17 protein-coding genes and 1 pseudogene are annotated in these 26454 nt (G+C 58.5%); 8 read left to right on the plus strand and 10 right to left on the minus strand.

What is annotated here, in order from left to right; genetic code table 11:
- The 5 genes from P3W85_RS25165 to P3W85_RS25180 all read left to right on the plus strand — a co-directional run.
- Window positions 1-402 (plus strand): helix-turn-helix transcriptional regulator (locus P3W85_RS25165; RefSeq protein ID WP_276266755.1); only part of this gene is annotated, 402 nt, incomplete at its 5' end.
- Between the two features lie 110 nt (window positions 403-512).
- Window positions 513-1535 carry an alpha/beta hydrolase family protein gene (locus tag P3W85_RS25170; protein ID WP_276266756.1) on the plus strand — a complete coding sequence of 341 codons (1023 nt, stop codon included), beginning with the start codon at window positions 513-515 and terminating at the stop codon, window positions 1533-1535.
- Between the two features lie 247 nt (window positions 1536-1782).
- Entirely contained in the window at window positions 1783-2142 is a 360-nt protein-coding gene (locus P3W85_RS45600) for a tyrosine-type recombinase/integrase (protein ID WP_430869613.1), read from the plus strand.
- A 10-nt stretch (window positions 2143-2152) separates the two neighbouring features.
- Entirely contained in the window at window positions 2153-2653 is a 501-nt protein-coding gene (locus P3W85_RS25175) for a GNAT family N-acetyltransferase (protein WP_276266757.1), read from the plus strand.
- A 324-nt stretch (window positions 2654-2977) separates the two neighbouring features.
- Window positions 2978-3487 (plus strand): GNAT family N-acetyltransferase, encoded by a 510-nt coding sequence (locus P3W85_RS25180; protein ID WP_276266758.1) that lies wholly within the window; start codon window positions 2978-2980, stop codon window positions 3485-3487.
- A 251-nt stretch (window positions 3488-3738) separates the two neighbouring features.
- Here P3W85_RS25180 and P3W85_RS25185 read toward each other — a convergent pair whose 3' ends face one another.
- Entirely contained in the window at window positions 3739-4665 is a 927-nt protein-coding gene (locus tag P3W85_RS25185; protein ID WP_276266759.1) for a LysR family transcriptional regulator, read from the minus strand.
- Window positions 4666-4766: 101 nt separating this feature from the next.
- Between P3W85_RS25185 and P3W85_RS25190 the strand changes: the two genes are divergently transcribed.
- Window positions 4767-6191, plus strand: a complete 1425-nt coding sequence (locus P3W85_RS25190; RefSeq protein ID WP_276266760.1) for an aldehyde dehydrogenase family protein — start codon at window positions 4767-4769, stop codon at window positions 6189-6191.
- Between the two features lie 621 nt (window positions 6192-6812).
- On the opposite strand, the gene P3W85_RS25195 is transcribed toward P3W85_RS25190, so the two are convergent.
- Window positions 6813-7217: a hypothetical protein gene (locus tag P3W85_RS25195; protein ID WP_276266761.1), complete on the minus strand. Its 405-nt coding sequence runs from the start codon at window positions 7215-7217 to the stop codon at window positions 6813-6815.
- Window positions 7218-7226: 9 nt separating this feature from the next.
- The gene (locus P3W85_RS25200) at window positions 7227-9464 is read right to left on the minus strand and encodes a DUF6531 domain-containing protein (RefSeq protein WP_276266762.1); all 2238 of its coding nucleotides are present in this window, start codon (window positions 9462-9464) and stop codon (window positions 7227-7229) included.
- Between the two features lie 771 nt (window positions 9465-10235).
- On the opposite strand from P3W85_RS25200, the gene P3W85_RS25205 reads away from it, so the two are divergent.
- Together P3W85_RS25205 and P3W85_RS25210 are read left to right on the plus strand one after the other, a co-directional pair.
- Window positions 10236-10460: a group II intron maturase-specific domain-containing protein gene (locus tag P3W85_RS25205; RefSeq protein WP_276266763.1), complete on the plus strand. Its 225-nt coding sequence runs from the start codon at window positions 10236-10238 to the stop codon at window positions 10458-10460.
- A 106-nt stretch (window positions 10461-10566) separates the two neighbouring features.
- Window positions 10567-11036, plus strand: a pseudogene (locus P3W85_RS25210) (DDE-type integrase/transposase/recombinase); the annotation flags it as partial.
- 492 nt (window positions 11037-11528) lie between these two features.
- Here the strand turns inward: P3W85_RS25210 and P3W85_RS25215 are convergent.
- The 7 genes from P3W85_RS25215 to P3W85_RS25245 all read right to left on the minus strand — a co-directional run bounded on the left by P3W85_RS25215 (window position 11529) and on the right by P3W85_RS25245 (window position 26101).
- Complete coding sequence (locus P3W85_RS25215; RefSeq protein ID WP_276266764.1) at window positions 11529-13520, minus strand: hypothetical protein; 1992 nt, start codon at window positions 13518-13520, stop codon at window positions 11529-11531.
- Between the two features lie 261 nt (window positions 13521-13781).
- Window positions 13782-19163 (minus strand): calcium-binding protein, encoded by a 5382-nt coding sequence (locus P3W85_RS25220; RefSeq protein ID WP_276266765.1) that lies wholly within the window; start codon window positions 19161-19163, stop codon window positions 13782-13784.
- Window positions 19163-19642, minus strand: coding sequence for a hypothetical protein (locus tag P3W85_RS25225; protein ID WP_276266766.1), 480 nt, complete (start codon window positions 19640-19642; stop codon window positions 19163-19165). Before P3W85_RS25225 ends, P3W85_RS25220 begins: the two co-directional genes overlap by 1 nt.
- A 249-nt stretch (window positions 19643-19891) precedes the next feature.
- On the minus strand, window positions 19892-21319 hold the full coding sequence (locus P3W85_RS25230; RefSeq protein WP_276266767.1) for an HlyD family type I secretion periplasmic adaptor subunit: 1428 nt from the start codon (window positions 21317-21319) through the stop codon (window positions 19892-19894).
- Between the two features lie 3 nt (window positions 21320-21322).
- Window positions 21323-23491 carry a type I secretion system permease/ATPase gene (locus P3W85_RS25235; RefSeq protein WP_430869612.1) on the minus strand — a complete coding sequence of 723 codons (2169 nt, stop codon included), beginning with the start codon at window positions 23489-23491 and terminating at the stop codon, window positions 21323-21325.
- Window positions 23492-24031: 540 nt separating this feature from the next.
- Window positions 24032-24601 carry a nucleotidyltransferase family protein gene (locus tag P3W85_RS25240; protein ID WP_276266768.1) on the minus strand — a complete coding sequence of 190 codons (570 nt, stop codon included), beginning with the start codon at window positions 24599-24601 and terminating at the stop codon, window positions 24032-24034.
- Between the two features lie 285 nt (window positions 24602-24886).
- Window positions 24887-26101, minus strand: a complete 1215-nt coding sequence (locus P3W85_RS25245; RefSeq protein WP_276266769.1) for a hypothetical protein — start codon at window positions 26099-26101, stop codon at window positions 24887-24889.
- Window positions 26102-26454: the final 353 nt, after the last annotated feature.

A 26454-nucleotide genomic window follows, 5' to 3' on the forward strand; every position in this document is an offset into this window, starting at 1 on the left:
GCATTGGCCGACGCCGCGCAGCCGTCCGTCGCGGACGAGCCGGACGAGCCCGAGCAGGCGCTGGTGGACGCCCTGCTGCGCCTGATGTCCGACGAACGCGCCTATCGCCGGGAAAATCTCAGCATCGCAAGCCTGGCTTCCCAGCTTGCCGTACCGGAATACCGGCTGCGGCGCTTGATCAACCAGCGGTTGGGGCACCGTAATTTCAATGCCTTCGTCAACGGCTTCCGGCTGGAGGAAGCACGCGCTGCGCTCAGCGATCCAGCATGCCGCACGCTGCCGGTCTTGACGATCGCCCTGGAGGCCGGCTTCCAGTCGATCGGCCCCTTCAATCGCGCCTTCAAGGCAGCCACGGGCTTCACACCCACCGAATATCGCCGAGAAAAGCTGGCCGATTTCTGAAATCGGCTAGCCGGAAGCCATTGCCGTTCACTTTCGGCAAGACGCCAGGCGCGCCACCATGCATGCTTCGGACACCGGGGGATGGTCTCCTGACAATGAAGGGGGTTCCGATGCGCATGTTTCGTTGGGCTGGCCTGGCGCTGGCATTGCTGTGTGGTATTGCTCGCGCCTCGATGGGCTTGAGCGAGTTGCCGGCCACCGCCGAGGATGGTCCGGTAACCGTGTATTACCCATCGAGCGATACGAGCCAACCCGTGCGGCGGGGACGATTCCTGCTGGACGTTGCGGCGGAAGGCCGCGCCGTGCCGGGCAATGGGAGGCTGGTTGTCATCTCGCACGGATCGGGCGGCTCGCCCTGGGTGCATGCCGACCTGGCACGGGACCTGGTTGAGGCCGGCTTCATCGTTGCCATGCCGCAGCACCGGGCCGACAACTACGTGGACGGCAGCGACCCCGGCCCCGATAGCTGGACGATCCGGCCCGCGGAGGTGTCGCGCGCGATCGACGCAATGGGACGCGATCCGCGTTTCGCCCCCATGCTTCGACTGGACAAGGTGGGCGTGTTCGGCATGTCCGCGGGCGGCCACACCGCGCTGAGCCTGGCCGGTGGTCGCTGGTCGCCGGCCCGCTTCATGCGGCATTGCGATGAGCATATTGCGGAAGATTTCCAGTCCTGCGTCGGATTGATCACAAGATTGACCGGTGGCCCACTGGACGGGCTGAAGAAGTGGGTGGCCCTGCGTGTGATCCATCACCGCTTCGACGACGATACCCCGCGCATTGCGGCGGACCCCCGTATTGCCGCAGCGGTAGCCGGTGTGCCTGCCGCCGCCGATTTCGACATGAACTCACTGGCCCGGCCAGCGGTGCCGCTTGGCCTGGTCACGGCCGAGCAAGACCGCTGGCTGATCCCGCGCTTCCACGCAGACCGCGTGCTCGCGGTCTGCCAGACCTGTGAGCATATCGCCGACCTGCCCGCGGGCGGGCATGGCGCACTGTTGTCGCCGCACCCACCCGGCCTCGACGGGCTCGTTGGAGACCTGCTCAACGATCCGCCGGTATTCGACCGTGCCGACGTCACCGTGGTCAACCGCAAGATTGCGGCGTTCTTCGAGAGGCACCTGCTGCCTTGATCATTCACGGGCTTTGGAACTGCTGAGGACCACAGCGGCGCAGATGAGGGTCTTCAGTGCTTCCTCGGCGATCTCAAAGCGGCTTTGAAGGGCTTCGCAATGTCAGCGAGAGTTGCGCCCAGGCCTGGCTCTTGACTGACCGCTGTAATCTGGAAACCGCCGTTTGTATTGCATCGACCGGTTTGCCCCTCTTCAGGATGCGTGATGGGAGGCGATCAGACATCCGTGGCCGCCTTGCACGCGACCTATCTGGTTCTGGGGAGCGTTCGTCAAGACGCTCTATTTCACGGGCATGCGGAGAAGACAAATTCTCAACCTGGAATGGCGTGATATAGACGTCGAACAACGCGCTATTCACCTCAGATCCGAAACCAGCGAGACCCGGCGATCCTACGACATTCCCGTACCCCAATCCTTACTCTCCGAGTTGGGAACGTATCGAAAAATTGACTGCAAACGCCTCGGCGGAGCGAACCCGAACTGGAAGATAGCTGAGTACTGCCATATGATGCACTGCAAGGTGAAAAAATGCAGTATATACATGATTCAGACTCACCTATCATGCTGCGGCAGCTCCGCAAATCCTGCGGTCAATCGACAACAATAGCCCTTACCCCATGCATCCACTTGTTTTCCGCTCGGCAAAGACGTCCGATGTTTCCCGCTGTTTCGAAATCGAAACCACCGCCTACGAGGGCGACGAAGCCGCGACGCGCGAGAAGATCGCCACCCGCATTTCCCTGTATCCGAGCGGCTTTCTTGTGCTGGAATTGAAGGGGCAAGTTGTCGGCTTCATCAATAGCGGCTGCGCCCAGGACGTCGTGATGTCGGACGAGACCTTTAAAGAACTGGTAGGGCACGATCCCGACGCACCGAACGTGGTGATCATGTCGGTTGTGGTTGACCCGGCATATCAAGGCAAGGGCTACTCGACGTTGCTGATGCGCGCCTTCGTGGAGGACATGGCGCGGCGGGGCAAGCAGACCATCCACCTTATGTGCAAGGAGCGCCACGTGGACCTCTACAAAAAGCTCGGCTTCAGGTACGTGCAACCCTCTCCGTCGGCCCACGGCGGTATGTCCTGGCACGAAATGGTCATGGATCCGCTCCTGCGCTAGACTCGCCGCGCGTCTCTTATTGCGTCGCCTCGCTGCCAATGACTGTGCGAACTTTCCGCATGGTCGCGTTGACACCTTCGCCACCTTGGCTATCGAGGCGGTGCTCAGCGTATGCGCCTGCGTGCCCGACCCTGCCACGCCGGCCGCCCCTGAAGGAATTGCCAATCTGATTGCAGAGCTTCTGCACTCTCGAAGCCCCTGAATCCCGAACCAGCCTTTCCGGTAAGCAGGTTCAATGCCGACGGGCAATCTCACCCGCAGTTGTCGCCAATCAGAATGAGTAAATAATGCCACGTAGCTATACTCTAACGCTAGTCAACGAATATGCGATTGATCAAACCGAGACGTCTGAGATTTCGAGGCTTTTTGGACGAGTGTTTTCCTGATACCTTTGACGGACGATCATATTTCAAACAGTTGCCGCACTTCCGGTATCTGGCATATCAAGACGAGAAGATAGTCGGCCAATTGGGTATTGACCACCGCGTCATAAATATAGAAGGCAAGATCGTCCGCATCTTCGGCCTGATCGACCTTTGCGTTCTGCCAGCTTACCGTCGTAGCGGAATCGCCTCAAATTTACTGCACACTGCCGAAATGCAAGCCAGACGTGCCCAAGTGGATTTTCTCGTCTTGATGGGAGACAACGACACTATCTACAAAGCCCACGGTTTCAACCGGGTGTCCCCGGCAATGACGAAATGGCTCGCCGTAGAGAATGTGGAAAGTGTATCGATAATTGAACGAGACCTTGCCGATTTCTTCCTGGTAAAAAGTCTGAGCGCAGAGGAATGGCCGAAAGGGAAAATAGATATGTTGGGCTATCTATTTTAGGTTGTTTTACCGAATAACATAATGGACCGACCTCGGGTGGATCCTTCGCCGCAAAGCGGAGAAACCAAAGTGGACTGCGATCCAATCCACCCGAGTTAAGCAGCCCCAAAAAAGCCGAGATTGATCAACGCAAGGTCTTGACAGGCAAGCAGGGCGGCGGCCAATAGAGGATCGTTTTTCGATCTTCGCTTGGCTACCTGTCGCAGAGTGACCTAAAGAGCGAACTGCGGTCCGATAGTTCGGAGGTGATATTAGCCTGCTTGAACGCCTCGCAACGGCGCCCCAGCCAAGCCCAGCTCATGAACCAAGCTGATGAGCGCACGCAGCCGCGCAGGCACGAAACGGTGGCCTGAGTAGTACAGCCTAAGCCCGCCGAACGACGGGCACCACGGCACCAGCACCGGCACCAGCGCGCCGGCCTTCAGCTCTTCTTCGATGAACCACTCGGAGATGAAGCCGATACCCAGCCCGAGCAGCACCGCCTGCTTGATGGCCGGCGGCTCATTGAGCGCCAGGCGCACGGGCAGATCCATTTGCAGCTTCTGGCCACCTTTTGCCAGCTCCCAGTGATAGATGCCGCCGTGCGACATGCGCATGCCGATGCTCTGGTGCTGGAGCAGGTCGCGCGGGTGCCTGGGGGTGCCGTGGCGCGCCAGGTACTCTGGCGTTGCCACCACGAGCATGCGGATGTCGCGCGAGAGCGGCACGGCGATCATGTCCTGCGGCACGGATTCGCCAAGGCGGATGCCCGCATCGAAGCCTTCGGCCACGATGTCGATCATGCGCGACTCGCTCACGATGTCGATGCGTACCTCGGGATAGCGCTGCGCGTATTGCAGGAAGAGCGGCTCCAACAGCAGGGATGCCGCGCCCTGCGGCGCGTTGATGCGCAGCGTGCCGCTGGGCACGTCGGGGCCGGTGCCGGCTTCTTCGCCCGCGCTTTGGATTTCGGCCAGCGCCGGCGCAATCCGCTCCACATAGCGTCGTCCGGCATCGGTGAGCGCCACGCTGCGCGTCGAGCGGTTGAACAGCCGCACCTTCAGGCGTGCCTCGAGCCCGGCCACGGCGCTGCTCACGGCGGTGGTGGACATGCCCAGTTCCTGCGCCGCGCCGCGAAAGCTGTTGCGGCGCGCGACGGCCAGAACCACTTCCAGCTCGGTCATTCCTGTTCTGTGCATGAATTGTCCTGAATTTACGGATACCTCATCAGCCACAAGACGGCTTATCAGAACAATAAACCATTCCTAGACTTCGTTGCATCAATCCCCAAGGAGCCACCATGCAACGCATTGAACACATCTACATCAACGGCGAATTCGTCACGCCGCACGGCCAGGAATGGTTCGATCTCCACAACCCGAGTACCGAGGACGTCATCGGCCAGGTGCGGCTGGGCGATGCGCAGGACGCGCAGCGCGCCATCGCGGCAGCACAGGCTGCATTCCCGGCCTGGTCACGCACCACACGCGAGGAGCGCATTGCGGCCCTGCGGCGCATGCACCGGGCCGTGGCCGCGCGCAAAGACGCGCTGATGGAGGCCATCCTGATGGAATACGGCGCACCCTCAGTGCGCGGGCATTGGATGGCAACGTATCCTGCCGACGTCATTGCCCAGGCGATCGACGCACTGGAGTCCTTCGCGTTCGAGGAAAAGGCCGGCGCAGCCACGGTAATCCAGACGCCTGTGGGCGTTGCGGGCCTGATCACGCCATGGAACAGCAATGCGGGTTTCATCTGCAACAAGCTGGCCACCGCGCTGGCAGCCGGTTGCACCGCCGTCATTAAGCCCAGCGAGATGAGCGCGCTGCAGACGCAGATCGTGGCCGAAGCGCTGCACGAAGCCGATCTGCCCCCAGGCGCGTTCAACATCGTCAACGGCCGCGGCGAAGTGGTCGGCGAGGAGATCGCGCGCAACCCCGGCATCGCCAAGATCTCGTTCACGGGCTCGTCCGCCGTGGGCCAGCACCTGGTGACCACGGGCGCCGCCACGATGAAGCGCGTGACACTGGAGCTGGGCGGCAAGTCGCCCACCGTGGTACTCGATGACGCGGACTTCACCGCCGTCATGCCACTCGTGCTCCAGGCAGGGTTCATGAACAGCGGCCAAGCCTGCATCGCCGGCACGCGCATCCTGGTGCCACGCAGCCGCCTGGCCGAGTTCGAGCAGGTGGCGAAGGAGGCGGTCTCGCACATCCAATCCGGCGACCCGCGCCAAGCCGACACCGACATCGGCCCGATGGTGAGCAAGAAGCAATGGGAGCGGGTGCAGAACTACATCCACCTCGGGCTGGAAGAAGGTGCGACCTTGCTGGCAGGCGGTGAAGGCCGCCCCGATGGCCTGCACGCCGGATGGTTCGTGAAGCCCACGCTCTTTACCCGTGCCAACAACCAGATGCGCATCGCGCGCGAGGAAATCTTCGGCCCCGTGCTGACCATCATCCCCTACGAGGACGAAGCCGATGCGATCGCCATTGCCAACGACACGCGCTATGGCCTGAGCGCCCTGGTGCTGGGCACAAACCCGGAAAGCTGCGAACGTGTGGCGCGCCAGATCGATGCGGGCCGCGTGCTCGTCAACACCCTGGCCAACGAGCCGCGCGCACCCTTTGGCGGCTTCAAGCATTCAGGGCTGGGGCGCGAAATGGGCCGCTGGGGCATGAGCGCGTACTTGGAACCCAAGACCTTGCTGGCGAGCGCAGGTTGAACCTTCCAGGAATCCTTGTCTGACGCACTCACAGGGCGCCCGCGCATCTCCCGACAATCGTGCGGCACCCGGGCTGTTGGGCTTCTACACCGGGCGCGGTGCTGATCGCGCCTGTGATCGTTCCCCCCGAAAAAATGGGTGATAGCCTGGTGTTCCGCTATGCAAAATTTGTTATTTGAATTCGAACGATCAGAAAATCTCGATCAATCAATGGGGCGCATGATGGCTATCGATATCATGATTGCGAATATGATCTCGTTTATTTCTTCCATGCGCTTGAATCCAATGATCGAACGATAGGAACTTGTGGTCGGCAAGGGGGTGTAATCCACCTTGGTGGTGCCACTAGTGTGCCTGAGGGTTGCGGGAGAAGGCGTCGGCAGACGTTCCAAGTACTTGATTTTTCAGCGGCTGCGGCTGCACGCCGAGTCACTGAGCCAAGCGACAAATTCCACTTTGAAAATCAGTCGCTTAGCGCTAGATGTGGCGGATATTTTACGAATCGCGGCCAACCCTCGGAAGCCCGTCCCGCGAGATTCCATGCTGATAGCACCAGTTATCGGCATGGTGTTTGACCAGATGTCAGCGGCTTTTTCCAACGTCGCACTTGGAATGAAAGCGCTACGAATGAGTGTGGCCCAACGCCCTCACGTAGTCGTCAACGGACCTAATAGACTTGAGGTCAATGCTCCTGCCATCCGCCTTGGCTCTCTTAAGCGCGAGTTCGCCGAGATAGTCTAGCTCCTCGCTTGTGATCAGCGATACGCCGATCTCCTTCCCGAACCTATCTGTTGGGCGAAGCAACTCGGCCGGGATCTTCAGCGTGTTAGCGACTTCGTGCCAGAGCTCTTGAACAGATGCTTTTTCAATTCCGCTTGCAAGATAAAAGCGTGAATAGATAAGATTGTCGTCCAGTGCTTCTCTTTGCTGAAGAACCCTCATCATATGAGTCCTGGATCTCGTGCGGAGCCAAGCCGTGCCCCCTGCAATGACCAATGCGGCCAAACAAAAGAAAAAAATCTTCATCGTGATCTCTCAGTGCGAACGGGAATTCATACCACAATTTGCTGCGCAGTAGCCCTCCATGCCAGCCAAGTACACGCCATATCCGATCCAAATAGGAGAAGCAATCCGGCCTACAAGTCTGGTTGCTCCCCCGGCGGTACCTGCCTTGCCGCCACCTAAGGAATGGGCCACGACGCTAGGTACAGCTGTTACGCTCTTCGCTCCCCCAAGACCTCTCGGTAGACCTACCATTGCCTTCGGAAAGGTCCCGCCAAGCCCTGTTAGTGCGATCTTGAATTCATCGCTGAGCGGATCGTAGGCGCGAATGCAATTGGCTAAACAGTCCATAAACGTCTGTTGACATCCAGTACCGTCGCATCCAGCGACCTGCGCAGGGGACTGCGGCACGGGTATTCTTTGAACAGAAGACTGAGCATGTGCATTGCCCACCATTCGGCCTAGCCAAGACTTGATCCAGGTCCACACACGCCGCCATACGCTCACTTTCCCCATGCTGGATGAATCGGCGGTTGTCTGAACTGACGAAAACGGACTGATAGTACTGACTGCCTCAGTCGCTGCGGGCTGTAGCAAAAAAGCCTTCAGATGATGTGCTTCATCATATTCATAGCCGATGTAGGAGCTTTCTGGTCCCCGTACCGCGGTCAGAAATCCCAGTGCATTATATTCGTACGTAACTGTCTTTCCACCAACGTCATACCGTACGATCTGTCCTCGAGAGTTGTATTCGTATAGCTGACTGTTTCCATCGGCATCTATGACTTCCAATACTCGGCCCGCAGGGTCATAGCGCAATGCCCGGCCCTTTTTTCCTTCTGGGGTCGTCACACTCGCTAGATTACCCTGCTGGTCATAGGTAAAAGCCCATCGGCCCGCGGCGTTTCCATCGATAGTCTCCACTGTCGAGGCGAGTAGCCCTAGACTGTTATATGACCAAGCTGACCTGGCAATTGCTCCCGCCGGTTTGGCGCTCGTGCCCTGACTCCCGTTACTGTCCGCAGTCGGGTACCAAGCGTAGCTAATCACCTGACCCTTGGCGTCGTAGTCAAAGCTATCTAACCGGCCAGGCGCCGCTACCTTGGCGGGCAGATTCCATGTCGGATGCCACTCGGTCGTCGTGGTCTTTGCGTCGGCCGTACCGTAGCCCTCGATCCGCTGGATCTCTCGCCCCTGGGCATCGTAAGCATAACGAGTGTCGCTGCCATTCCGATCAACTGTGCGGCTGACGTTGTTGCTGCTGTCGTACTGGATGGTGTTGAATGGATCGCCGATCGGACTGAACCCGGATCCGCCGGTGGGCTGACGTAGCGTGCCGGCCAACTGGTAATTGAACGTGCGTGTGAGCGCATTGCCATCGGTGACCAGTGTGGAATTGGCGCTGTAGCTGAACGACAGCTTGTCGACGCCACCCGTGTGCTCCTCGCTGGTGACAAATCCCGTGCTCGTGCTGTAGTTGTAGCGCGAAAAACGATTGCCGAGCTCGTCAGTAATTCCGGTTAGCCGTCCCGGCATATACGTCTGAAAATTGGGAATGTCCTCCCCATAGTGATACCGCCGCATTGATCCGTCCGGCCACGTAACGGTTGTACCCCCGTCGTTCGTGAGCCCATATCGAATCGTCGCGCCGTCAGGCGTGATGACGCTGATCAGATTGTTCGATGCGTCATAAGCAAAGGAGAGTCTAGCGCCGAACTGGTTCTGCACGCTCTCGAGAACGCCAGACCGTCCCCAAGGAGCCGCAGCGGTAACGCTAGTAGTATATGCCAGGGTCGTTGTCCAACCATTGCGCTCGGTGACGGTCAACAAGCGTCCATTCGCATCGTATGCCTCAACGGTGTCGGTGGAGGCAGCATGATACTGCCAGGCTCCGACGCCCTTGTCATCCGGACCCGCCAGGATATAGTCACGCGACTGACCGTCGGCCTGCAGCCATTGCTGACCACGTTGGAAGAACCTGACCAACGACGCATCCTCACGCCTAGCCATGATGGTGCCCTCATTGGCAAGCATGGGATTCAACGCGCGTTGCCAATTGTGAAACCATGTATTGCTGATCGATCCGACATTCGAGCCATATTGGGCGGTGTCGGAACGATACGTGCGCTGAAAAGTGAGCGGATGCGGCCCTGAGGATTGAAAGTCGGGGCTTTCGACTTGGACCTTCTGCCCAGTCAGCGGCGAGATGGGATTTCCTACCGGACAAGCGTTTGCCGTTTGCTGCGGCAGATCAGGACATTGCTCCTCCATGGGCAAGCTCGGATTCCGACTCCACGACGCGTTATATGTTCTCCGGATTGGCGCGATGCAAAGCTCCTTTTGGCCAATGTACTTGCCTCTGACGTCTCGCACATAGCCGGGCGCCATGGGCTGGCCTCCGATCAGCGGTTCGCACCAATACCAAAGGTGTCCCGGCTCAGGCGGATACACATATCGGAAAGTATATTCTGGTCCCCAGCTACCATCGAAGTGCGTGCAGGCCTGTTGTGGGGTGCTGTACATTGGGCCCTGGCCGTGGGCATATGCAGTGCCGTATGGCTCTGCCCACCAAACCTTGATTGGTGGAGACGCAATCGCCATCCCGCAAGCAAAATTCAGGGCCGCTGCGACAGCAAGCAGCCAAGACGACTTCCCAACCACTAGTAGACCCTTTTATGTGCACTTCTGATGCTGCAACGTTGAATGCGCGAATGAGTGTAAGGGCCTGCGGCCAAGTGAATGCATTGTGCTATTTACATCTGAAGTAAATGTAATTTATATCAGTCACGCACTATCAGTGCCAGCAATAGGATCAGGTGCTCCAGCCCGAGCTGGACTCAGTCGCTTCCGGCCACCCGACCGCCCCACGGGCCACCCCACAGAAGATCCTCACCCCGTACAAACCATCCCCTAATACAGACCATGGCTGGCCTACGGGCCAGGGAGGTCTGTTCGCTTCGTGGCGGCTGACAGTCATCGTACGCACTTCCAGACTGCATCGTTGTACATCCGAGCAAGTCAGGAATCCTAGACCTGTTCTTTTTGGGCGATCTGGCGGCAATGTTCAATCCGAATCTGAGGGGGTGGCAGCAGTACTACGGCCCCTTCCATGGCTCGGCGATGTCGGTGATTTGGAAACACATGAATGACTATCTGGCGCGCTGGATGATGCGCAAGTACAAGACTCTCGCCCGCCATAAAACGCGGGCGAGACACGCCCTCGGGCGGCTTGCGCGTCGATTCCCGACTGCCTTCGTGCATTGGTGAATGGGATGTCTTCCTGCGGTTGGATGATGGGAGCCAGATGAGTCGAGAGGCTCACGTCCGGTTCTGCGAGAGGCTGGGTGTGAAACTCCCCTAGTCTACTCACCCGTATGTCCGCACCGCCCAGGGCCGGTTGTACTTGGCAGTGGTGCTGGACCTCTACTCACGCTGGGCCATGGCACCGGCCATGCCGACGGCCCTGATCATGTCCTCGCTGGAAATGGGCGCTACAGCAGCGTCGTCCGCGCGGGGGCTGGTGCTCCACTCGGATCGAGGTAGTCAGCTAGCGCCGAGTACCAGGCCATGTTGGCGTGCCACGGCATCGTTTGCAGCATGAGCCGCAAAGGCAGCTGCCGGGATAACTCGCCGATGAAACGCTTCTTCCTGAACCTGAAAATGGAGCGGGTGTGGCAGCGGCGCTATGCCAATCACGCGGAGGCTCGACGTGACATTACCGAGTAAATCGTGTGCTTCTACAATTCTGTGCGCTTGCACTCAACCCTTGGCTATGTCTCGCCTAGCGCTTACGAGGCCAAGCCGACAGCAAAACAACCTATCAGCCTGTCCGAAAAGACTTGACCACTACATCACAACATCTTCTGTCGCGAGAGGCGCAGTGTTCGCGAACCTTGATTGGGCACAAGGATTGCCCCTATCCAGAAGTGCACGTTGCCCTTATTCGAGGCTCAAGCGCCCCATACTAGAGAGCAAGAGACCCTGAAAGAGGATGTGGCCCGGTTTCGAAATGAGGTGCTGGAACTAGAAGACAAGCTGGCTGCCTGCGATACTGTGTACGCCGAGCTTGTCATTCGAGCCCGAGCGCATGAACGGGGCCACTTGCCGGATGGGCGAAGAAGGGCGCCAGCTAGCAAAGCCGAACAATGCAAGGCTCTTTCGATTGTCGGACGCGAACCGCAACTGCTAGCAAGAAGGCTGTCCTAGTGGGAGGCAAATGTGTCCCCGGCCAGTGCGGTTCGCGTTTGTATTCAACGGCCGGAGAGGACGTGGCATGACCCCACCCGGCGCTGAGCGCAAGGGGGCGACACGGCGGTACCCTTGGCATGCATTCAGCTACGCCACCTTCACTTTCCTAACGTGCTGAACAAAACTACAGCGCTGCAGGAAGGCCTCTACGTCGCGTCCGTGCGTTGGCATTGTGATGACTGGACTACGCATCAGGCCCATAGAATCAGACTCGTCGAATCTTGGCATAGTGCTGTCTAGAGTGGTGATGCAAGCCTTATAGGCTTCGGCCTTGGGAGGGTGTTTCAGCGCCCGAAGGAATGCGTCGGCATCAGCGAGCCCCCCTTTTCGGAAATCAACGTGATACTCGACCTCTCGGTCGTCTTCATCAAAACCTCCGCCGAAGTTGCTGTAGCCGGTCAATAGGGCGTTGTACAGGGTGTCCGTGTGCACGAAGTAGGGTTGCTGGGCTCGCTCCCCCTCGAGCAGGAACGAATTTGAGAGTACGATTGCTACGACCCGTTCGATTTTCGGGATGGTAACCGTCGGGTGCGTTCGCTCAACCCACGACTTGACGACCTCGGGATTCGATGCAAGATACTCCTTCTTTCTCAGCACCTGCCTAATCTTGTCCTGAAGGTCCTCGTGAGTGGTCCAGAACTCAAACGCCTCTGCGGGGTATCCGACAGCGCGGCATTCGAGCACGAAGAGGGTGTGGTCAATAATGAATGCCGCATCCACATCGCCAATGGCGTCGTCCGGGACATTTAGGCGCGGGCCGAGTGGGAGATATCGGAAGGCGGGGTTCTCAACAACGGGTAACTTGGCTAGCATGAGGTGAACCATCTCTTCATATCGATGGCCTTTGTCGGAAAATTTCCCGTCACCATCCTTGTCGCCCTTTCCCCAGTCCGCGACAAGGCGCATCAAGTGACCGCATTGAAGCGGCCACCACATTGGCAAAAAGCCAGCTTTGGTTTCGAGCAGAGGCCGTGTCCAGAGCGTTTGATGTTGACCCTTATACGTTAGGAAGTTGATGACCGTTTTTGCTTCGACGGGTTGGATGCCTAAAGCCTCGCATAGAGCGCTGTTTAATTGGTCGGCCTGCAAGCAGGTGACAGGCGGCCTGGAGTGATGGCCGAGGCTATCGTAGTCGTCTTCCGCTCGGATCTGGTCGGTTTGTATGAGCAATGCAAGACAATACCACGCATGCAAAACTTGTTGATATGTAATCCCCTTTAGCGAGGGATGGGACTCCTTGAGAAAATCCTCTACGTATGTATTAATTTGCGCTGTTTGCGAAACGGCAAGCTCTACCGCCATTCGATATTGCTCCTCAGGGAGGGCATCGATTGTCGTGACCACAAGGCGCTCGGCATTGGAGTCAGAATTTTCCCATGCCAAGATGCGCCTTTCTCCCAGACGATGGCGAAGGTTAAGCTCCTTCAGTTCTCTGGTATCGCGTCCAATGGAGACCTGCCGACGCTGAAGGTCAACACTCGCCATCTGCTCCAACGTAGACGCTGTCTTGTCGATGAAGTAGCGACCTGGCGGCCGAGAGTCCACATGCACGCTGGCACCTCCCCAAAGGACCGCGTGCCACTGTTTTCGTAGCATCTCGAGTCCGGTACCCAACCTGAGTGCTTCCGCCGCTACGCCATCGATGCTGACTACCTCGGGTTGGTCGCCGCCCCCCCCGAAGCCCTTCCCTTCGCGCGCATGGCGAAGTACGTGTTTGGCTCCATCAATGATGGCCTGCAAGACCTCATCCGGTGTGAAGGCGTTTCCGTGCTGGTCGGTCGCCGTCCGTTGGGTGGTCAACGCCTCCTGGGTGATTTCTGTAACATCGGCGAGTGCACTCCAATAGTCGGCAAACAGTGCAAGCTGCTGCTTGTGCGCGAACGTAGCCACCGCCTTGGCCATCTCTTCATAGCTGAAGCGCGGACTGCGCTTCTCCATCTCCACTAACGTAGCGAAGAGCCGCTGCACCCTTGCTGCAACGAGTACACCGAAATTTCGCACATGAAGGTCTTCAGGAGAGTCGTCATGATATGACAAGAAAGCTTGATGAAATGCTGACTCATCGAAACCTCGCTCCATTGGGTCAGGGGCGCGTCGCGGCTCGCCTTGGCGTACACGTAGTATTGAGATGAAGCGCATAGAGATTATTTATGTTTTTGAAGAAAAGTCGATATGACCAGTCGCTCGACCGAGGCGATGCCTTCAATGAGGCCCCAGTCGTCTCGAGCGCGACCGGCTTGCCACAGTCCTTCAAGGTACCCCCCATGAGTGAGTCCGGGGCCTCGAACCGGCGCATCGCGGTATCTGGGGGAGCCAATCGGGCAAGTACAGGACCCAAAATCATCGCCAATTGGCCGCAATGACCGGTGTGAGCGCTGCCTGATAGTTGCTGGGCAACGTCACCTGCCCGGCGGCGGGCGGATTGAAACTGGCCATCGCCTGCACTAGCAACTCCACCTGGGTGTCGCGCAGCACCTTCCCACTGGCGGTCCGCATCTCTTCCACGTGATAGGCACCGCCCTGGTACCAATCTCGCATCAACATCCGGTCCGCCGTGCCGATAATGCTCACCTCCAGGTCATTGCCCACGTGGCGGAACCACAGCTGGTTCTCGGCAATATCATTGCCGAGAACCAGCACGTCGGTATTCCCCGGCGTGGCGTCGTTCTCCAGGATGGTGTCGACACCATATCCCCGCCCAAAGACGTAGGTGTCGTTCCCCGTGCCACCGGCGAGAACGTCATTCCCGGTGCCGCCATCCAGCAGGTCATTGCCTTCGCCACCGTCCAGGTAGTCCTGGCCGGCACCGCCATAGAGCCGATCATTGCCAGACTCGCCCCAAAGCCTGTCGTCACCACCCTCCCCATAGAGGGTGTCGTCGCCTTGCTGGCCGTACAGGTAATCGCCATCATCGCCTCCGTACATGACGTCGTTGCCAGCGCCCCCAGCCATCTGATCGCGTCCTGCCAGGCCCCATAGGACGTTGTCCCGGTCGTCACCCTGAATAAGATCCGAGTTGTTGGAGCCGACCACATTCTCGAAATTCCGGAAGGTGTCGGTGGAGACCACATTGCCCGAGACGTCCTTTTCCTGTGTGGTGCCGAGGCCCATCTGGATGCTCACTCCGCCAGGCCCTACCCCTGGGGTGGGCGGGAGGAGCGCGATCTTTTCGCGGCTCTCATACGACAACGTGTCAATGCCTGCACCGCCGTCAAGGGTGTCATTACCAAGGCCACCGTCAATCTGGTCGTCCCCGTCCCCACCACTCAGCGTATCGTTCCCCGCGCCGCCAAATATCACGTCGTTGCCGGCACTGCCAACCAGCGTATCCGCTGCAGCCGTTCCGAGCATCGTTCGACGCTGATTACTGGACAGCGTTATGCCATCCATTCCCGGCATCTTGCTGATTGCCTCGTCGCCGCTGAGGAAGTACGCCGCCCATTCGCCCCAGGACTGGCCGTTGTTAATAGCACCAAGCCCCCACGAAATCTCGTTCTCGCTTGGCTCCCGCCCCACAGCCTGCCGGTAGACAAGCTGGATGAACTCGTCGTCGTTCATATTCCCAAAACGCTCAAAAAACTCCTGCGAGTTCGCTAGCCCCATGGCAATCCATCGGTAGCCCGATCCGCGATTGAGAACTGCCAGGCCGTCCTCCAGACCGCTGGGGTCCACCCCTCGTCCAAGAATCCCGCGATACAGGCGGTCGATCCCAAGTACGCTTGGGTCCGATATCCACAGGCCCTGCTGCACCACATCCCTGGTCATCCCCTTGAGTTCGTCATGGTTGGCAAACCAGAGCAACAGTTCCCCCTTGCTCATGCCCTTGTACATTCCGGCCATGCGGTCCAGGATCTCGCCATTGCTTCCCGGACGGCGTAGCACGTTCCGAAAGAGCGCCTCAATCAACGCCTGATTGTCCAGCGATCCGTACTTCGCCATAAACTCACCGGAGTTCGCCACACTGTTCGCCCACGCGACCGGTGTCATGCCCCCCTCCAGATTGGCCACGGCCCACGCCAGTCCACCTGGGTCGGGAACACGGCCAAGAGCGACCTCGTACATCCGGTAGGCGAGCGCGGCATGGCCATTGACATCCATATGCAAACGTCCATCGAGGAACTTGATCTCCTCGATGTTAACAAGCGTATCGCGGCCCTTGGCACCCTGGACGCTGTATTCGCCCAACCTGGCATCCCATCGAATCTGAAAATTCTTGTGAAAGCCGGCATAGGTCACCCTATCGTAACCGTCCCCACCATCAATCGTGTCATTGCCACCATTGCCATCGAAGATATTGTTCTCCGCGCCGCCCTTAAGGACATCGTTGAACTTCGTGCCGATGAAATTCTGGACGTTCATCAAGCGGTTTCCGAGGCTGTCGAGTCCGATCATGACCTCAAAGTTCTCCAAAGAGCCTGGATCATCCTCGCGAGGACGCGTCTCGGTGCCCATCGTCTGCCCAACGGTGATACCGAATGCCAGGTCCGCATAGGAAACGGTATTCTGGCCGCCGTCTCCGTTGACGTAGTACTGTCGGCCTGCGATCACGAACGTATCGTTACCGCTGCGACCCAACAACACGCTGCCACGCTCGCCACCGATCAACGTATCGCCCGCCTGTGAGGCGGTGAGGCCATTCACGTGAACCTGTCCGTCGAAGAGGTCTTCATGAGCAATGCTGTGTGTCCCCGCAACCCCATCGAATGAAAGACGTTCCACGCCAGTGATATTGGCAAATAGGTCCAGGGCTTCGGGAGCGGTGCCGATCAGGCGGATCGTCCCACCCGCCGACGTGCTGATCAAGGTCCCCCCCTCGCCGTCATTGCTCACAACCGCACTACCGCTGCCGTCGACGATCTGGACCTGGTCACCCTTGCGTCCGGCTGTGAAGTTCGAGACCGTCGCCCGCGACCAACTGGTGAGCGCGATGTTGTCGACCCCTCCGCTTGCCACAAACGCCTCGTACCCTTGGCCCGCGATCAGCAGGTTATAGCCAGTCTCGGCCACGATTGTCTGCCCATCGGCACCTGCATACACTCTGCTGTAGCCCGCGGACTGCGCAATGGCGCTGAGCAGGAGGTCACCCGCTGCCTTAAGCTTAGCCATCGGCTGAAGTAACGCGCCATAAGCCTTGAACGTGTCGGCAGCAAAGTCGGCCTCCATCGGCCCAGCAAAGGTCAGACCGTTGGAGAGATGTCCCGTCAACGAGATATTGGCGGGAATCAAGTCATTGAGTTCGGTCTGCAGGGCTGCCATGCGCACCGTCATCGATTGCACCTGCTTCTGGATGTCGAAATACTTGACAAGTGCGCCCCCCCAACGATTGGTCGCAATCCGGGCCTGCTCGACCGCGCTCCCGCGGGCTACACCGGTCTGCGTCGCATTTGCCACCTGGGCCGCGCTGTTCGCCGCCGAGATGGCATTTGCCCCGCCCGCGATCGCGTCAGCCGTCTCCCTCTCAACCTGTAACAGCGCAGGGATGCCGGCCAGCAAATCGGCCGTATGCTCGGGAGCATAGTTCAAGACCGGGACACGTACTACTCCGTCCGTATTTGCGTAATGATTGGGGTCATATGTGTAGATCGGCGCGGTCTGGCCAGCTTTTGTGTAACCAATCTTGATCGACGTTCCAGACAGCACCCGGAAACGTGTCTGCCCCATCCATTCCCTTAGTTTGGCGAGCGGTGCCGATACGTCCATCGACGTGTTGGCTAGCGACTCGGAGATCGCTGTTGCTTGGCCGGCGGCCATCGCCGCAAATCCCTTGCCGGCATAGTCAGCAAATGCCAGCGCCGCCGCGCTGGCGGGCCGCGGCCCGTCGACGGGGCGAGGCAATTCTGTTGCCAGTCCCACATCTTCAATGGTGTGACGCTTGCCATCGCTCGTCGTGTACCCTGCCCGGCTCGCGATCACGTTGCCCTCGACGTTCCGATTGACTGGCTGTGCGACCAGATCGATGGAGGTAATCCCCAGGCTAGCGAGCGAACGCAGTTCGCCTGCATCCGTCCTCCCATCCTGATTCGCATCGACCCAGACCTGTAGTTCATCGAAGTAACTCTGGCCCGTCTTCGGATCAACCCTGGCCGTGCCTCGGGAAAATGTTGTGGCCCCTGCCTGCGCAAGGGTGCCGAGCGCCTGGAAGCCGGTCAAGCCAGCGGTCGGTTGCCCAGATGCCGAGAAGTGCTGACCGAACCACTCTCCCGCGTCATCCACGACACCATTGCCATTCCTGTCGAAGACCAGAATCCCATTGGTTCGTCCTACCCATCCGAGCGGCTTTGCAGCGCCCGTCATATTGGCGTCGAACCTAGCCTGACTCCTATCCATTGCCGTGAGTTCGATGCCGCGATCATCCAGATCCAAAACAAGCGGATACGACTGACCACCACCCAAACCAAGGACTTTCACGCTAAAGCTAGATGGCCTCTCCAGCAGAGCGTTCACTCTAAACTGGGCCAGAATAGCCATGGACTGCCTGATCGCCGCATCCATGGCACCGCTGAGTCGATAAGAAGCCGGCACTTCACCTCTGAGCAACATGACGGCATAACCGTTATTGAGCTCGTTGACCAGATTGAGGCGCTTGGCAAGAAAGCGAAGGGATTCGGCATTCCTGGCGGACTCTTGCATTCCCGCCCCATTTGCCGCATCGGCCACGGCAAACTTATCGTTAATCTCGGCGCGGGCTCTGCCGCTGGCGTTCGTCAGGTCTCCCCAGTCAGACGATGCTTGCGTATTGGCGAGGAATGTCGCGAGATCGCCACCGACATAGGTCTGTCCGTCCTGCTGCCACTGCGTCGGCACCCACTTGCCCGATGTGTCCTGCGCATAGGTGGCGATCACACTGCCATCGCCCAACGATATGGTCGCGGTGCGGCCAGCCGCCGTGCTTTCCAGGATCAATCTCGCTGGCGCACTCCCTTCGTCCCGGATCAGGGAAACATCGTAGCCGCTGAGACTTCCATCACCCTTTCTAATTTGGAAATGGAACGACGTCGTATTGACGTCACTGCTTTCTTCGCTCGTTGGTGGCATCAGATTGATAATTTCTGCGCCGCCACCTGCTTGAGAGTAAACATCCCTTAGCGTGTTCCCAATCTGAACCCGCCGTCCTTCCCATATGTAATCATCTACATAGATACCGACGACCGCATCATCAAGAGCAGCACCGCTGACGCCAGGATTAGCCGAACGGGCCTTCGCGGAGGCAGAATCCACACGTTGGCGCCAGTATTTACTGGAAAATAGGTCAATATGATCAGACGTTCCTACCTGAATCTCGTTGACAACCTTATACTCACCATGGTAATACGACACAGCCTCATTCTTTGCGACAGTCTGAACGTATAGCACGGCCTTACCAAAAGCGTCTAGACTAGCATCACTCCAGATCGATCGCGTTGTTTCATACACCTCCTTTCCGCGAATATAGTGATTCAGCTCGTGAGCCAGTTGAATGATGAATTGGCTCGTATCTCCATTCTTTGCAGCGCTCAAAGTGTCGAGTCGAATCCCTGGCTCTGCCGTATCCTTTTCACTTACGTAGACAAACCGACCGTGTCCCTCTATTATTGGACTATAGATACGATCCCTCACGTCGGTCGCGTATCGAGCAATCCAATCAGTCAGCGTTGGTGACGCCCCAATTCTACTGATTGTTTTAGCATCCAATGTGAGCCCGGTACCTTTCAATATGGTAACCAAATCATCTTTCAATGGCATCACTTATCTCCTTGTGATTGGCATGATGCAATCTCCTGCCTTAACCCAATACTGCTCGCACATTCATTAATGTTTTCTGGATCATAGAATGTGAAACTCAGCCCATTATTTCCATTCATATAGCTGTACGGATATATTCCAACGGAAGGAGGAACGGTTCTGACCAACTCCGGAAAGTATTTACTTAAATCCACCCGGGAGATGCAAATATTATCTACATCAAGATCAGATCTAAATAATATTCTCGTTGGTTTTTCCGATTTTGAAACAAACTTCCCAAAATAGGGATAATTCGATGCCTTCGAAAACTCCGGCGACATGGCGTTCACCTTGTAACCAATAGATATCCCTCGAACGCCACGGCGCTGCTTATCCATATCATCAAGCGGAAGCCGCTCCGCTTGGTCAACTTCAAAGCGGATATGCAGATAGCGCTCCATGTCATCCGGCGTGAATAACTCTTGCTTTTGCAGCAGCATTTTCATGTCCGCCAGGAATTGCCGCGGAGTCCTCACTTGCGTAAAATCTGTCTGTGCGATAGCGAGCAACGGGAAGCCTGCCAGTAACCCAACCCAAAGCGCTCCTATCGCGCTCCGGCTTGCATGCAATCGACGACTCGCCATTCTCTTCCACCATATCCCTGATCGCTCTGGGGAATCTCGCCGTATCACCATCCTTCTTTTTGACATCGTTGTATCTCCTTACATTCCAGAGCTTTCCGCTCCGGCTTATCGCTCTCTAAGGCTCTCGTCCGAGTATTGCATCAGTGGTGTCAAGAAGTATTCAATCACCCTGCGCTTGCCGGTCTTCACCTCGACCGTCGCCGCCATCCCTGGCGCCAGATTGACGGTCTTGCCGTCTACCTGGATTGTCGAGGTCTTGAGCTTCACCCGTGTCGAATAGACCAACCCCCTCTTCTCGTCGTTGATCGCGTCGTTCGAGACCGTGGTCACCGTGCCGTCGATCGTGCCGTACTTTGTGTACTGGAACGTCTCAATCTTGACCGTGGCCTCGTGCCCCGGGCTCACAAAGCCAATGTCCTTGTTCTCCAGAAACGCCTCGATCTCCAGCGGATCGTCTGTCGGCACAATGATCATCAACGGCTGGGCTTCGGTCACGACCCCGCCCACTGTGTGCGCGGCCAGTTGCTGCACCGTCCCATCCACTGGGGCGGTTAGGGTGGTCTGTTTCACTCGGGTTTCCGCCTTTCTCAGGTCTTGCGAGAGCGCGGCGGCTTTCTGGATACCGTCGTTCAGGATTTCGAGATGGATCTTGCGGCTCTCCGCCGTCTGCGCACTGCGTTGCGCACGGGTTTCCTTGAGGGCGGCCTCCAACTCCCTGTATCGGCTGCGCTGGGTTGCCAGATCCGCTTCCAGTTCCAGCCGCGCTTGCTCCTTCTCGAGGTAGCCGTGTTTGGACACGAAGTTCTTGCTCACGAGATCCTTGAAGTCCTGGGCCCGTTGCTGGGCTAGGGGCAGCGTCTGCTCGATCTTCTTGACCACCTCGGCGGTAGATTGCTTCTCGGCTTCCCGTTTGGCGCTCTCCGCATCGATCCTGGCGATCCGGGTCTGGTAGTCGCTGTATTGGCCTTGCAGCCAGACGCGCGCTTCCTGATAGGCGACGTCGGGAATTTCGCTCGCGGGATTCAAGTGGGGCGGCTTCCCACTTTCGATCGCGTCGAGCATCGCCTGCGCCCGGGCCGCCTGCAGCCTGGCCTGGGCAAGGTCGTTCAGGATCCGTGCCTGGTCTGCCGCGCTCGCGGTCGGATCCAGCTCGATCAGGACATCGCCTGCCTTGACTCGCTGGCCATCGGTCACGTGGATCGCCGTCACCGTGGCGACCTCCAGCGGCTGGATGATCTTGGTGCGGGCGTTGGGCACGATCTTGCCTTGGGCGCTCGCGACGATATCGATCCTGCCGGCGATGGCCCAGACCAGCGCCAACGCGGCGAAGCCCATCAGCAGCCACATCACCAAGCGCGGCGCCGGCGAAACCGGTGTCTCGGTCAGCGCCAGGGTCGCCGGCAGGAACTGGGCTTCGCTTCTGGTGTAGCCCGCGCCATCCAGCGTTTTGCGGTTTTGCCAGGCGGCTTGCCAGACTCTGCGGTACCGTTGGCACAGGGCGGCCAGGCCCTGCAGTTGATAAAGGAGAGTCATACGCTATCCTGCCTGCATGGCGTATAGTCGGGCGTAGTGCCCGCCCTGGCGGCGCAGCAGCTCAGTGTGGCTGCCGGCCTCCACGATCTGGCCCTTTTCCATCACAACGATGCGATCGGCCTGTCGCACGGCCGAGAGCCGGTGGGCGATGATCAGTACGGTACGCCCCCGGCAGATGGCCTTCATGTTCTCCTGAATGATCCGCTCGGACTCGTAGTCCAGCGCGCTGGTAGCTTCGTCGAAGATCAGGATGCGGGGATTGGCCATCAGGGCCCGGGCGATCGCGATGCGCTGGCGCTGGCCGCCGGATAGCGTGCTGCCGTGCTCGCCGACCTGGGTGTCATACCCCTCGGGGAGCTCGGCGACGAAGTCGTGGGCACCGGCCAGCTGCGCCGCACGCATCACCGCATCGAGCGGTGCGCCAGGGTCAATCAGGGCGATGTTCTCACGTATGGTGCGGCTAAACAGGACGTTCTCCTGCAGCACCACGCCAATCTGCCGGCGCAGCGAGGAGGGGTCGGCCAGCGCCAGGTCGATCCCGTCGACCAGCACCCTGCCCCGCTCCGGCGTGTAGAGACGTTGCACCAGATTGGCCAGCGTACTCTTGCCCGAGCCGGAGCGGCCAACAATGCCAATGACCTCACCCGGGCGAATCGCAAGCGACACGCCGCGCAGGACTTCTGGCATGTCGGGCCGGTAGCGGAACACCACCTCATCGAACGCAATAGCGCCGCTAACGGTCGGGAGCGAGGATTTGGCCGTGCTGAGCTCCGTGCGGCTGTTGAGGATATCCCCCAGGCGTTGCACTGAAATCCCGGTCTGCTGGAAATCGGTCCACAGCTGCGCCAGGCGCATCACAGGCGTGGCCACATGACTGGAAAGCATGTTGAAGGCAATCAGCTGGCCCACGGTGAGCTTGCCTTCAATGACGAGTTTGGCGCCGAAGTACATGGTGGCCACCGTCACCAACTTGCTGATCAGTGTCACGCCGCTGTTGGCAAAGGTGCCGATGGTCGCCGTCTTGAAGCCGGCTCCGACGTAGTGCGCAAGCTGCTGGTCCCATTTACGGGTCCATTGCGGCTCCACCGCCATCGCCTTGACGGTGTGGATCCCGCTGATGGTTTCCACTAGGAACGCCTGATTCTCCGCATCCCGATTGAACTTCTCATGCAGGCGTGCCCGCAGCACGGGCGTGAATAGGAGCGACAACAGGAAATAGCTGGGCAGCGAGATCACCACGATCAGGGTCAGCCACCCGCTGTAGTAGAACATGACGACCAGAAACACCACAGAGAAGACCAGGTCAAGAACCAACGTGATGGCGTTGCCGGTCAGAAAGGAACGAATGGTTTCCAGCTCACGGATGCGCGCGACCGAGTCGCCCACGCGTCGGGCCTGGAAGTACGCGAGCGGCAGCGCCAGCAGGTGTCGGAATAGCCGGGCGCCGAGTTCCACGTCGATGCGGCTGCTTGTGTGGGAGAAGACGTAGGTACGCAGCGCTGTGAGCACCACCTCGAACACGGTTACCGCCAGGAGGCCGATCGCGATGACATCAAGGGTGGTATAGCCATGGTGGACCAGCACCTTGTCCATGACCACCTGAAAGAACAGCGGTGTGACCAAGGAAAACAGCTGCAGCACGAAGGACACCAACAAGACTTCGCCCAGCAGCTTTCGGTATTTGACTACTGCGGGAATGAACCAGGTGAAGTCGAACTTGGCGAGGTCGCCCACCACCGAGGCACGCGAAGAAAACAGGATCAGCGTGCCGGACCAGCGAGCGAGGAACTCGGCCTCGGCAACGATTTCCGGGCGACTGGTCTCTGGCGACTGAACCAAGACCTTGCCGCCTTCGCAACGGGCCAGCACAAAAGCCCGACCGTCACGGTCCAGGGCCAGCGCCGGCAAAGGCTGGAGCGACAGGCGAGCCACCGTTGGACGCGTGACCTTGGCCGATAGACCTAGCTGTTTGGCGGCGAGTCGCAGTTCATCGAGTGTGAGACTGCTACCGCTGCGGTGTTCGTGTGCAATCTGTTCGGGCTCCGCGGGTACCCCATGGAACCGGGCGATCATCACCAGGCTGGCGAGAACAGTGTCCATGGGAGGCGCAGCTTCACCCGGATGCTCTGCTTCGCCACCGACCAGCGTCAGCAACGGATTCTTGTCGAGCATATCGTTTGTAAGTGGTATGCGAATCGAACGGCCTATGACAGGATGGTGGTCGATTTCATCGACAGCGCTGCAGCACTCGCATGCGCCTTGAATAGGCCGTTGATCGCATGCAAAAATGATGACTGAATGTACTAATGTATTGTGACAACGGAAAGTCTGGTTTTGGCTAGGCGGCCGGCGCTAGGTACCGCCCATTGGCAGGGTATTTAGAACCCGAGATATATCCCTGCGATACAGCCGGGCCCCGAGGAAGACTGCCAAGCCTCCCAGAGCCATAGGCGTGGCGCCGCTGTAACCAACGTGAGAAAGAAGCCGCACAAGGCGGCTTCAAAGTGGCGAAGAGGTGGCGCCTCAAGTCATCACGACCCGGCTGCGATCGCGTTGGGGTGATGCTTCGCGAACTACCGTCCTCGGGCAGTTCTTGACTTTGCCACTCCGGCAGAAGCCATGGCAGAAGAGATCAACAAATTACGAACCGGTGTTGCAGCTCAGACTTGAAACTGCCCTTGTAAATAATCATATCGTGATGATAAACGGTCTTTATCGATCGTTGGTTTCCATGATCTTGAGCCAAGGCCAGCGAGCTTGATAACTTTTCGCCTTCTGATCGAACAAGTCTGGCTGGGGATTTTTTGGATTCATACGAAGCACCCCTTGCTCTATGTCGGCCAGACCGTAAGGCGCATAGACTTCACCTGTTTCAGCATCCAGTCCAATACACGTACCTGCAATCAAGTAGCGATCAATACCGTCTTTAGCCGACTGAAGCTGAGGGTAATACCGGCCAAACCGCTGATTGTACCAAAGGTGGACGCGAGCCTGATTCTTGATCTCAATGCTAACTTCGAGGTCTTGGAAGAGGTCCTGAGCCGAGTTGATGACCTCATTCTCGGCCTCCCAAGACAGATCATTGTCGAAGTAAAAAACGTCGTAGTCCTTCACCCCCCAAGCTGACGGCAGGCTCGACTGATGATTCCAGACGGATTGAAACAGGCAGCCCGCAGTGAGCATGCATTGATTCAAACCGAGTGAAGGCAAGCGTGAGGTAATTTCAGCGTTTATCGGATTGGCCATTGCTATCCTGACCAACCTTTCGACAGTCAATGTCATTTTCATTTCTTTGGAGTCGATCTAGTCCTGGCGACCGACAATACATCAAAGCATTGTGAGATTTCGCGAAGGACAGCGTTTTTACACGCTTGGCCAGTTGAGGAACCCGGCAATCGCGCGCAGGCGCGACTGGATCGTCCCGTAGGAGCGCCGATAGTGGCGATTGCTCGCCTTAAGCGAGCGCGCCGCTTCACGCGCAGCCACAAGCATACGCATTGCCGGGCGAGCGAGTGGAGGGCTATTGAGCGTCCAAGATACCGTAGTGCTGGATAAGTACGCGTTGTTTCAGTTACCCTCGCGTGCAAGTCGCAGGTAGCGTTCTCCTTCTGATTGCAGCTGCGCATCGCTCGCTGCCAACTGAGCTTTCGCCTCAGCCAGGTTGTCCCGGCAGCCCTGCCAACGGCAATCCGGTACCCGTTTGACTAGGAAGCTGGGCGACACATTCGCGGCCATTGCATCCAGCCGCACTCCGTCCACCCAGTCCACCCGCCACTTGGTATCAGGCATATGGTCGGCATTGTTGCCGTACTGCATTTGCCCGCGGTAGCGCATCGGCTTGCCGTTGAAAAACATCCAGGTCTCTCGCTTGACCGGTACGTTCCCCTCTATCGCTCGTTCAGTACCTGCTTCGGCCATCAGTTCCACCTGTGCAATGGGCCCGCTCTGCATCAGCACCAACAAGACACCCTCGGGCGCGTTGTAGTGCTTTAAGCCATGCCAGCGCGGCGTACTGTTCGGCATGACCACCGTACTGATGCGTTCCTTGGCATGAAACGAAGACAGCCGCTCGGGAAACTGATTGCGCTTGAGGTCGGCTGGAATACGCCCTGTTCTGGCTAAATCCGGTGATGCCAGAAGGCGTTGCGACAGTTCCTGGCTCAACTGGCCCGGCCACGACAGCTGGCGCACGCGGCCATCCGGTCCGCTGAGGCTGGCGCGCATGGTGGTCGCGGCCAATGGATCGCCGTAATGGTCCAACTGCCCCGGTGTTCTGACGCCCAAATCCACCAACTGATAGCCGACCGTGTCCTTCTCCGCGAGGACCAGCGCAATGCTCAGGGGTTGTTTACGCTGCCAGGCAAAACGACGCCGGCCGTCCGACGACAGCTCGCGATCCCAGCCGGCAAACATTGGGACACGCCACAGCGCATTTGCGGGCGCCCGCAGTTCGGAATGAGAGAAGTAGTAATGCGGCGCGGGCGCTTCTGGCAGCTCGAAGCGCAGCTTCAGCGGCTGGCCTGCAGCCCCCTGCAGCACTTGCGCTTTTGCCGTGACTTTGTGCACGATCAGCGACGACTCCATCTCGAAGCGCGGGGCCGGAATACAGGTGGTGCCTACCCAGCAGGTGAACAACTGCAAGCGGGGGCGCGTCTTCTGCGCCTCGCCCTCGATACCCTCGGTGGGCAGGTAATAGGCGACGAGGTCTGCATGGTTCCATATCTGCGGCCACAAGGTGGTCTGCGTGGACTCATCCAGATAGGCAATGGACGTGTCCGCCAACTCGACCTCCAAGGATATCGACGCTGCTTGCACGTAGGTCGAAGCTGCAAACAACGCAGCGGTTGCAAGGGCGCGCCATAGGGCCGCCCCGGTGGCTGAACGTGCGAAAAACAAGGCAGTTTGAATTGGCATTCTCCAAATTGGAAATGAAATGGCTAATCAACACACCGCCGCTGTGGGAGCAGCAGTGGCTAGGATCACTGCCTGCTGGACTCTACCGTGTTCCTCCTGTACCTGCGTGTGCAGAACGTGCAGCCGGGGAACGCCTGGAGGACTACTGTAGCAGGCGTTGCCCTTGGAAGCTGTTGCGTCAAATTCTTGGACTACGTTTTCTCAGCGATAACTCGGTCCGA

Origin of the sequence: Cupriavidus basilensis, assembly GCF_029335485.1 — a bacterium.
Taxonomy (GTDB): Bacteria; Pseudomonadota; Gammaproteobacteria; order Burkholderiales; family Burkholderiaceae; genus Cupriavidus; species Cupriavidus basilensis_E.

Coding starts and splice junctions, on each gene's coding strand:
- P3W85_RS25195 (WP_276266761.1), bottom strand. CDS start 7,217: ATGAAGATTTTTTTCTTTTGTTTGGCCGCATTGGTCATTGCAGGGGGC.
- P3W85_RS25215 (WP_276266764.1), bottom strand. CDS start 13,520: ATGGAGCGAGGTTTCGATGAGTCAGCATTTCATCAAGCTTTCTTGTCA.
- P3W85_RS25225 (WP_276266766.1), bottom strand. CDS start 19,642: ATGCTGCTGCAAAAGCAAGAGTTATTCACGCCGGATGACATGGAGCGC.
- P3W85_RS25180 (WP_276266758.1), top strand. CDS start 2,978: ATGCGATTGATCAAACCGAGACGTCTGAGATTTCGAGGCTTTTTGGAC.
- P3W85_RS25190 (WP_276266760.1), top strand. CDS start 4,767: ATGCAACGCATTGAACACATCTACATCAACGGCGAATTCGTCACGCCG.
- P3W85_RS25240 (WP_276266768.1), bottom strand. CDS start 24,601: ATGACATTGACTGTCGAAAGGTTGGTCAGGATAGCAATGGCCAATCCG.
- P3W85_RS25185 (WP_276266759.1), bottom strand. CDS start 4,665: ATGCACAGAACAGGAATGACCGAGCTGGAAGTGGTTCTGGCCGTCGCG.
- P3W85_RS25230 (WP_276266767.1), bottom strand. CDS start 21,319: ATGACTCTCCTTTATCAACTGCAGGGCCTGGCCGCCCTGTGCCAACGG.
- P3W85_RS25175 (WP_276266757.1), top strand. CDS start 2,153: ATGCATCCACTTGTTTTCCGCTCGGCAAAGACGTCCGATGTTTCCCGC.
- P3W85_RS25235 (WP_430869612.1), bottom strand. CDS start 23,491: ATGCTCGACAAGAATCCGTTGCTGACGCTGGTCGGTGGCGAAGCAGAG.
- P3W85_RS25200 (WP_276266762.1), bottom strand. CDS start 9,464: ATGGAGGAGCAATGTCCTGATCTGCCGCAGCAAACGGCAAACGCTTGT.
- P3W85_RS25170 (WP_276266756.1), top strand. CDS start 513: ATGCGCATGTTTCGTTGGGCTGGCCTGGCGCTGGCATTGCTGTGTGGT.
- P3W85_RS25220 (WP_276266765.1), bottom strand. CDS start 19,163: ATGCCATTGAAAGATGATTTGGTTACCATATTGAAAGGTACCGGGCTC.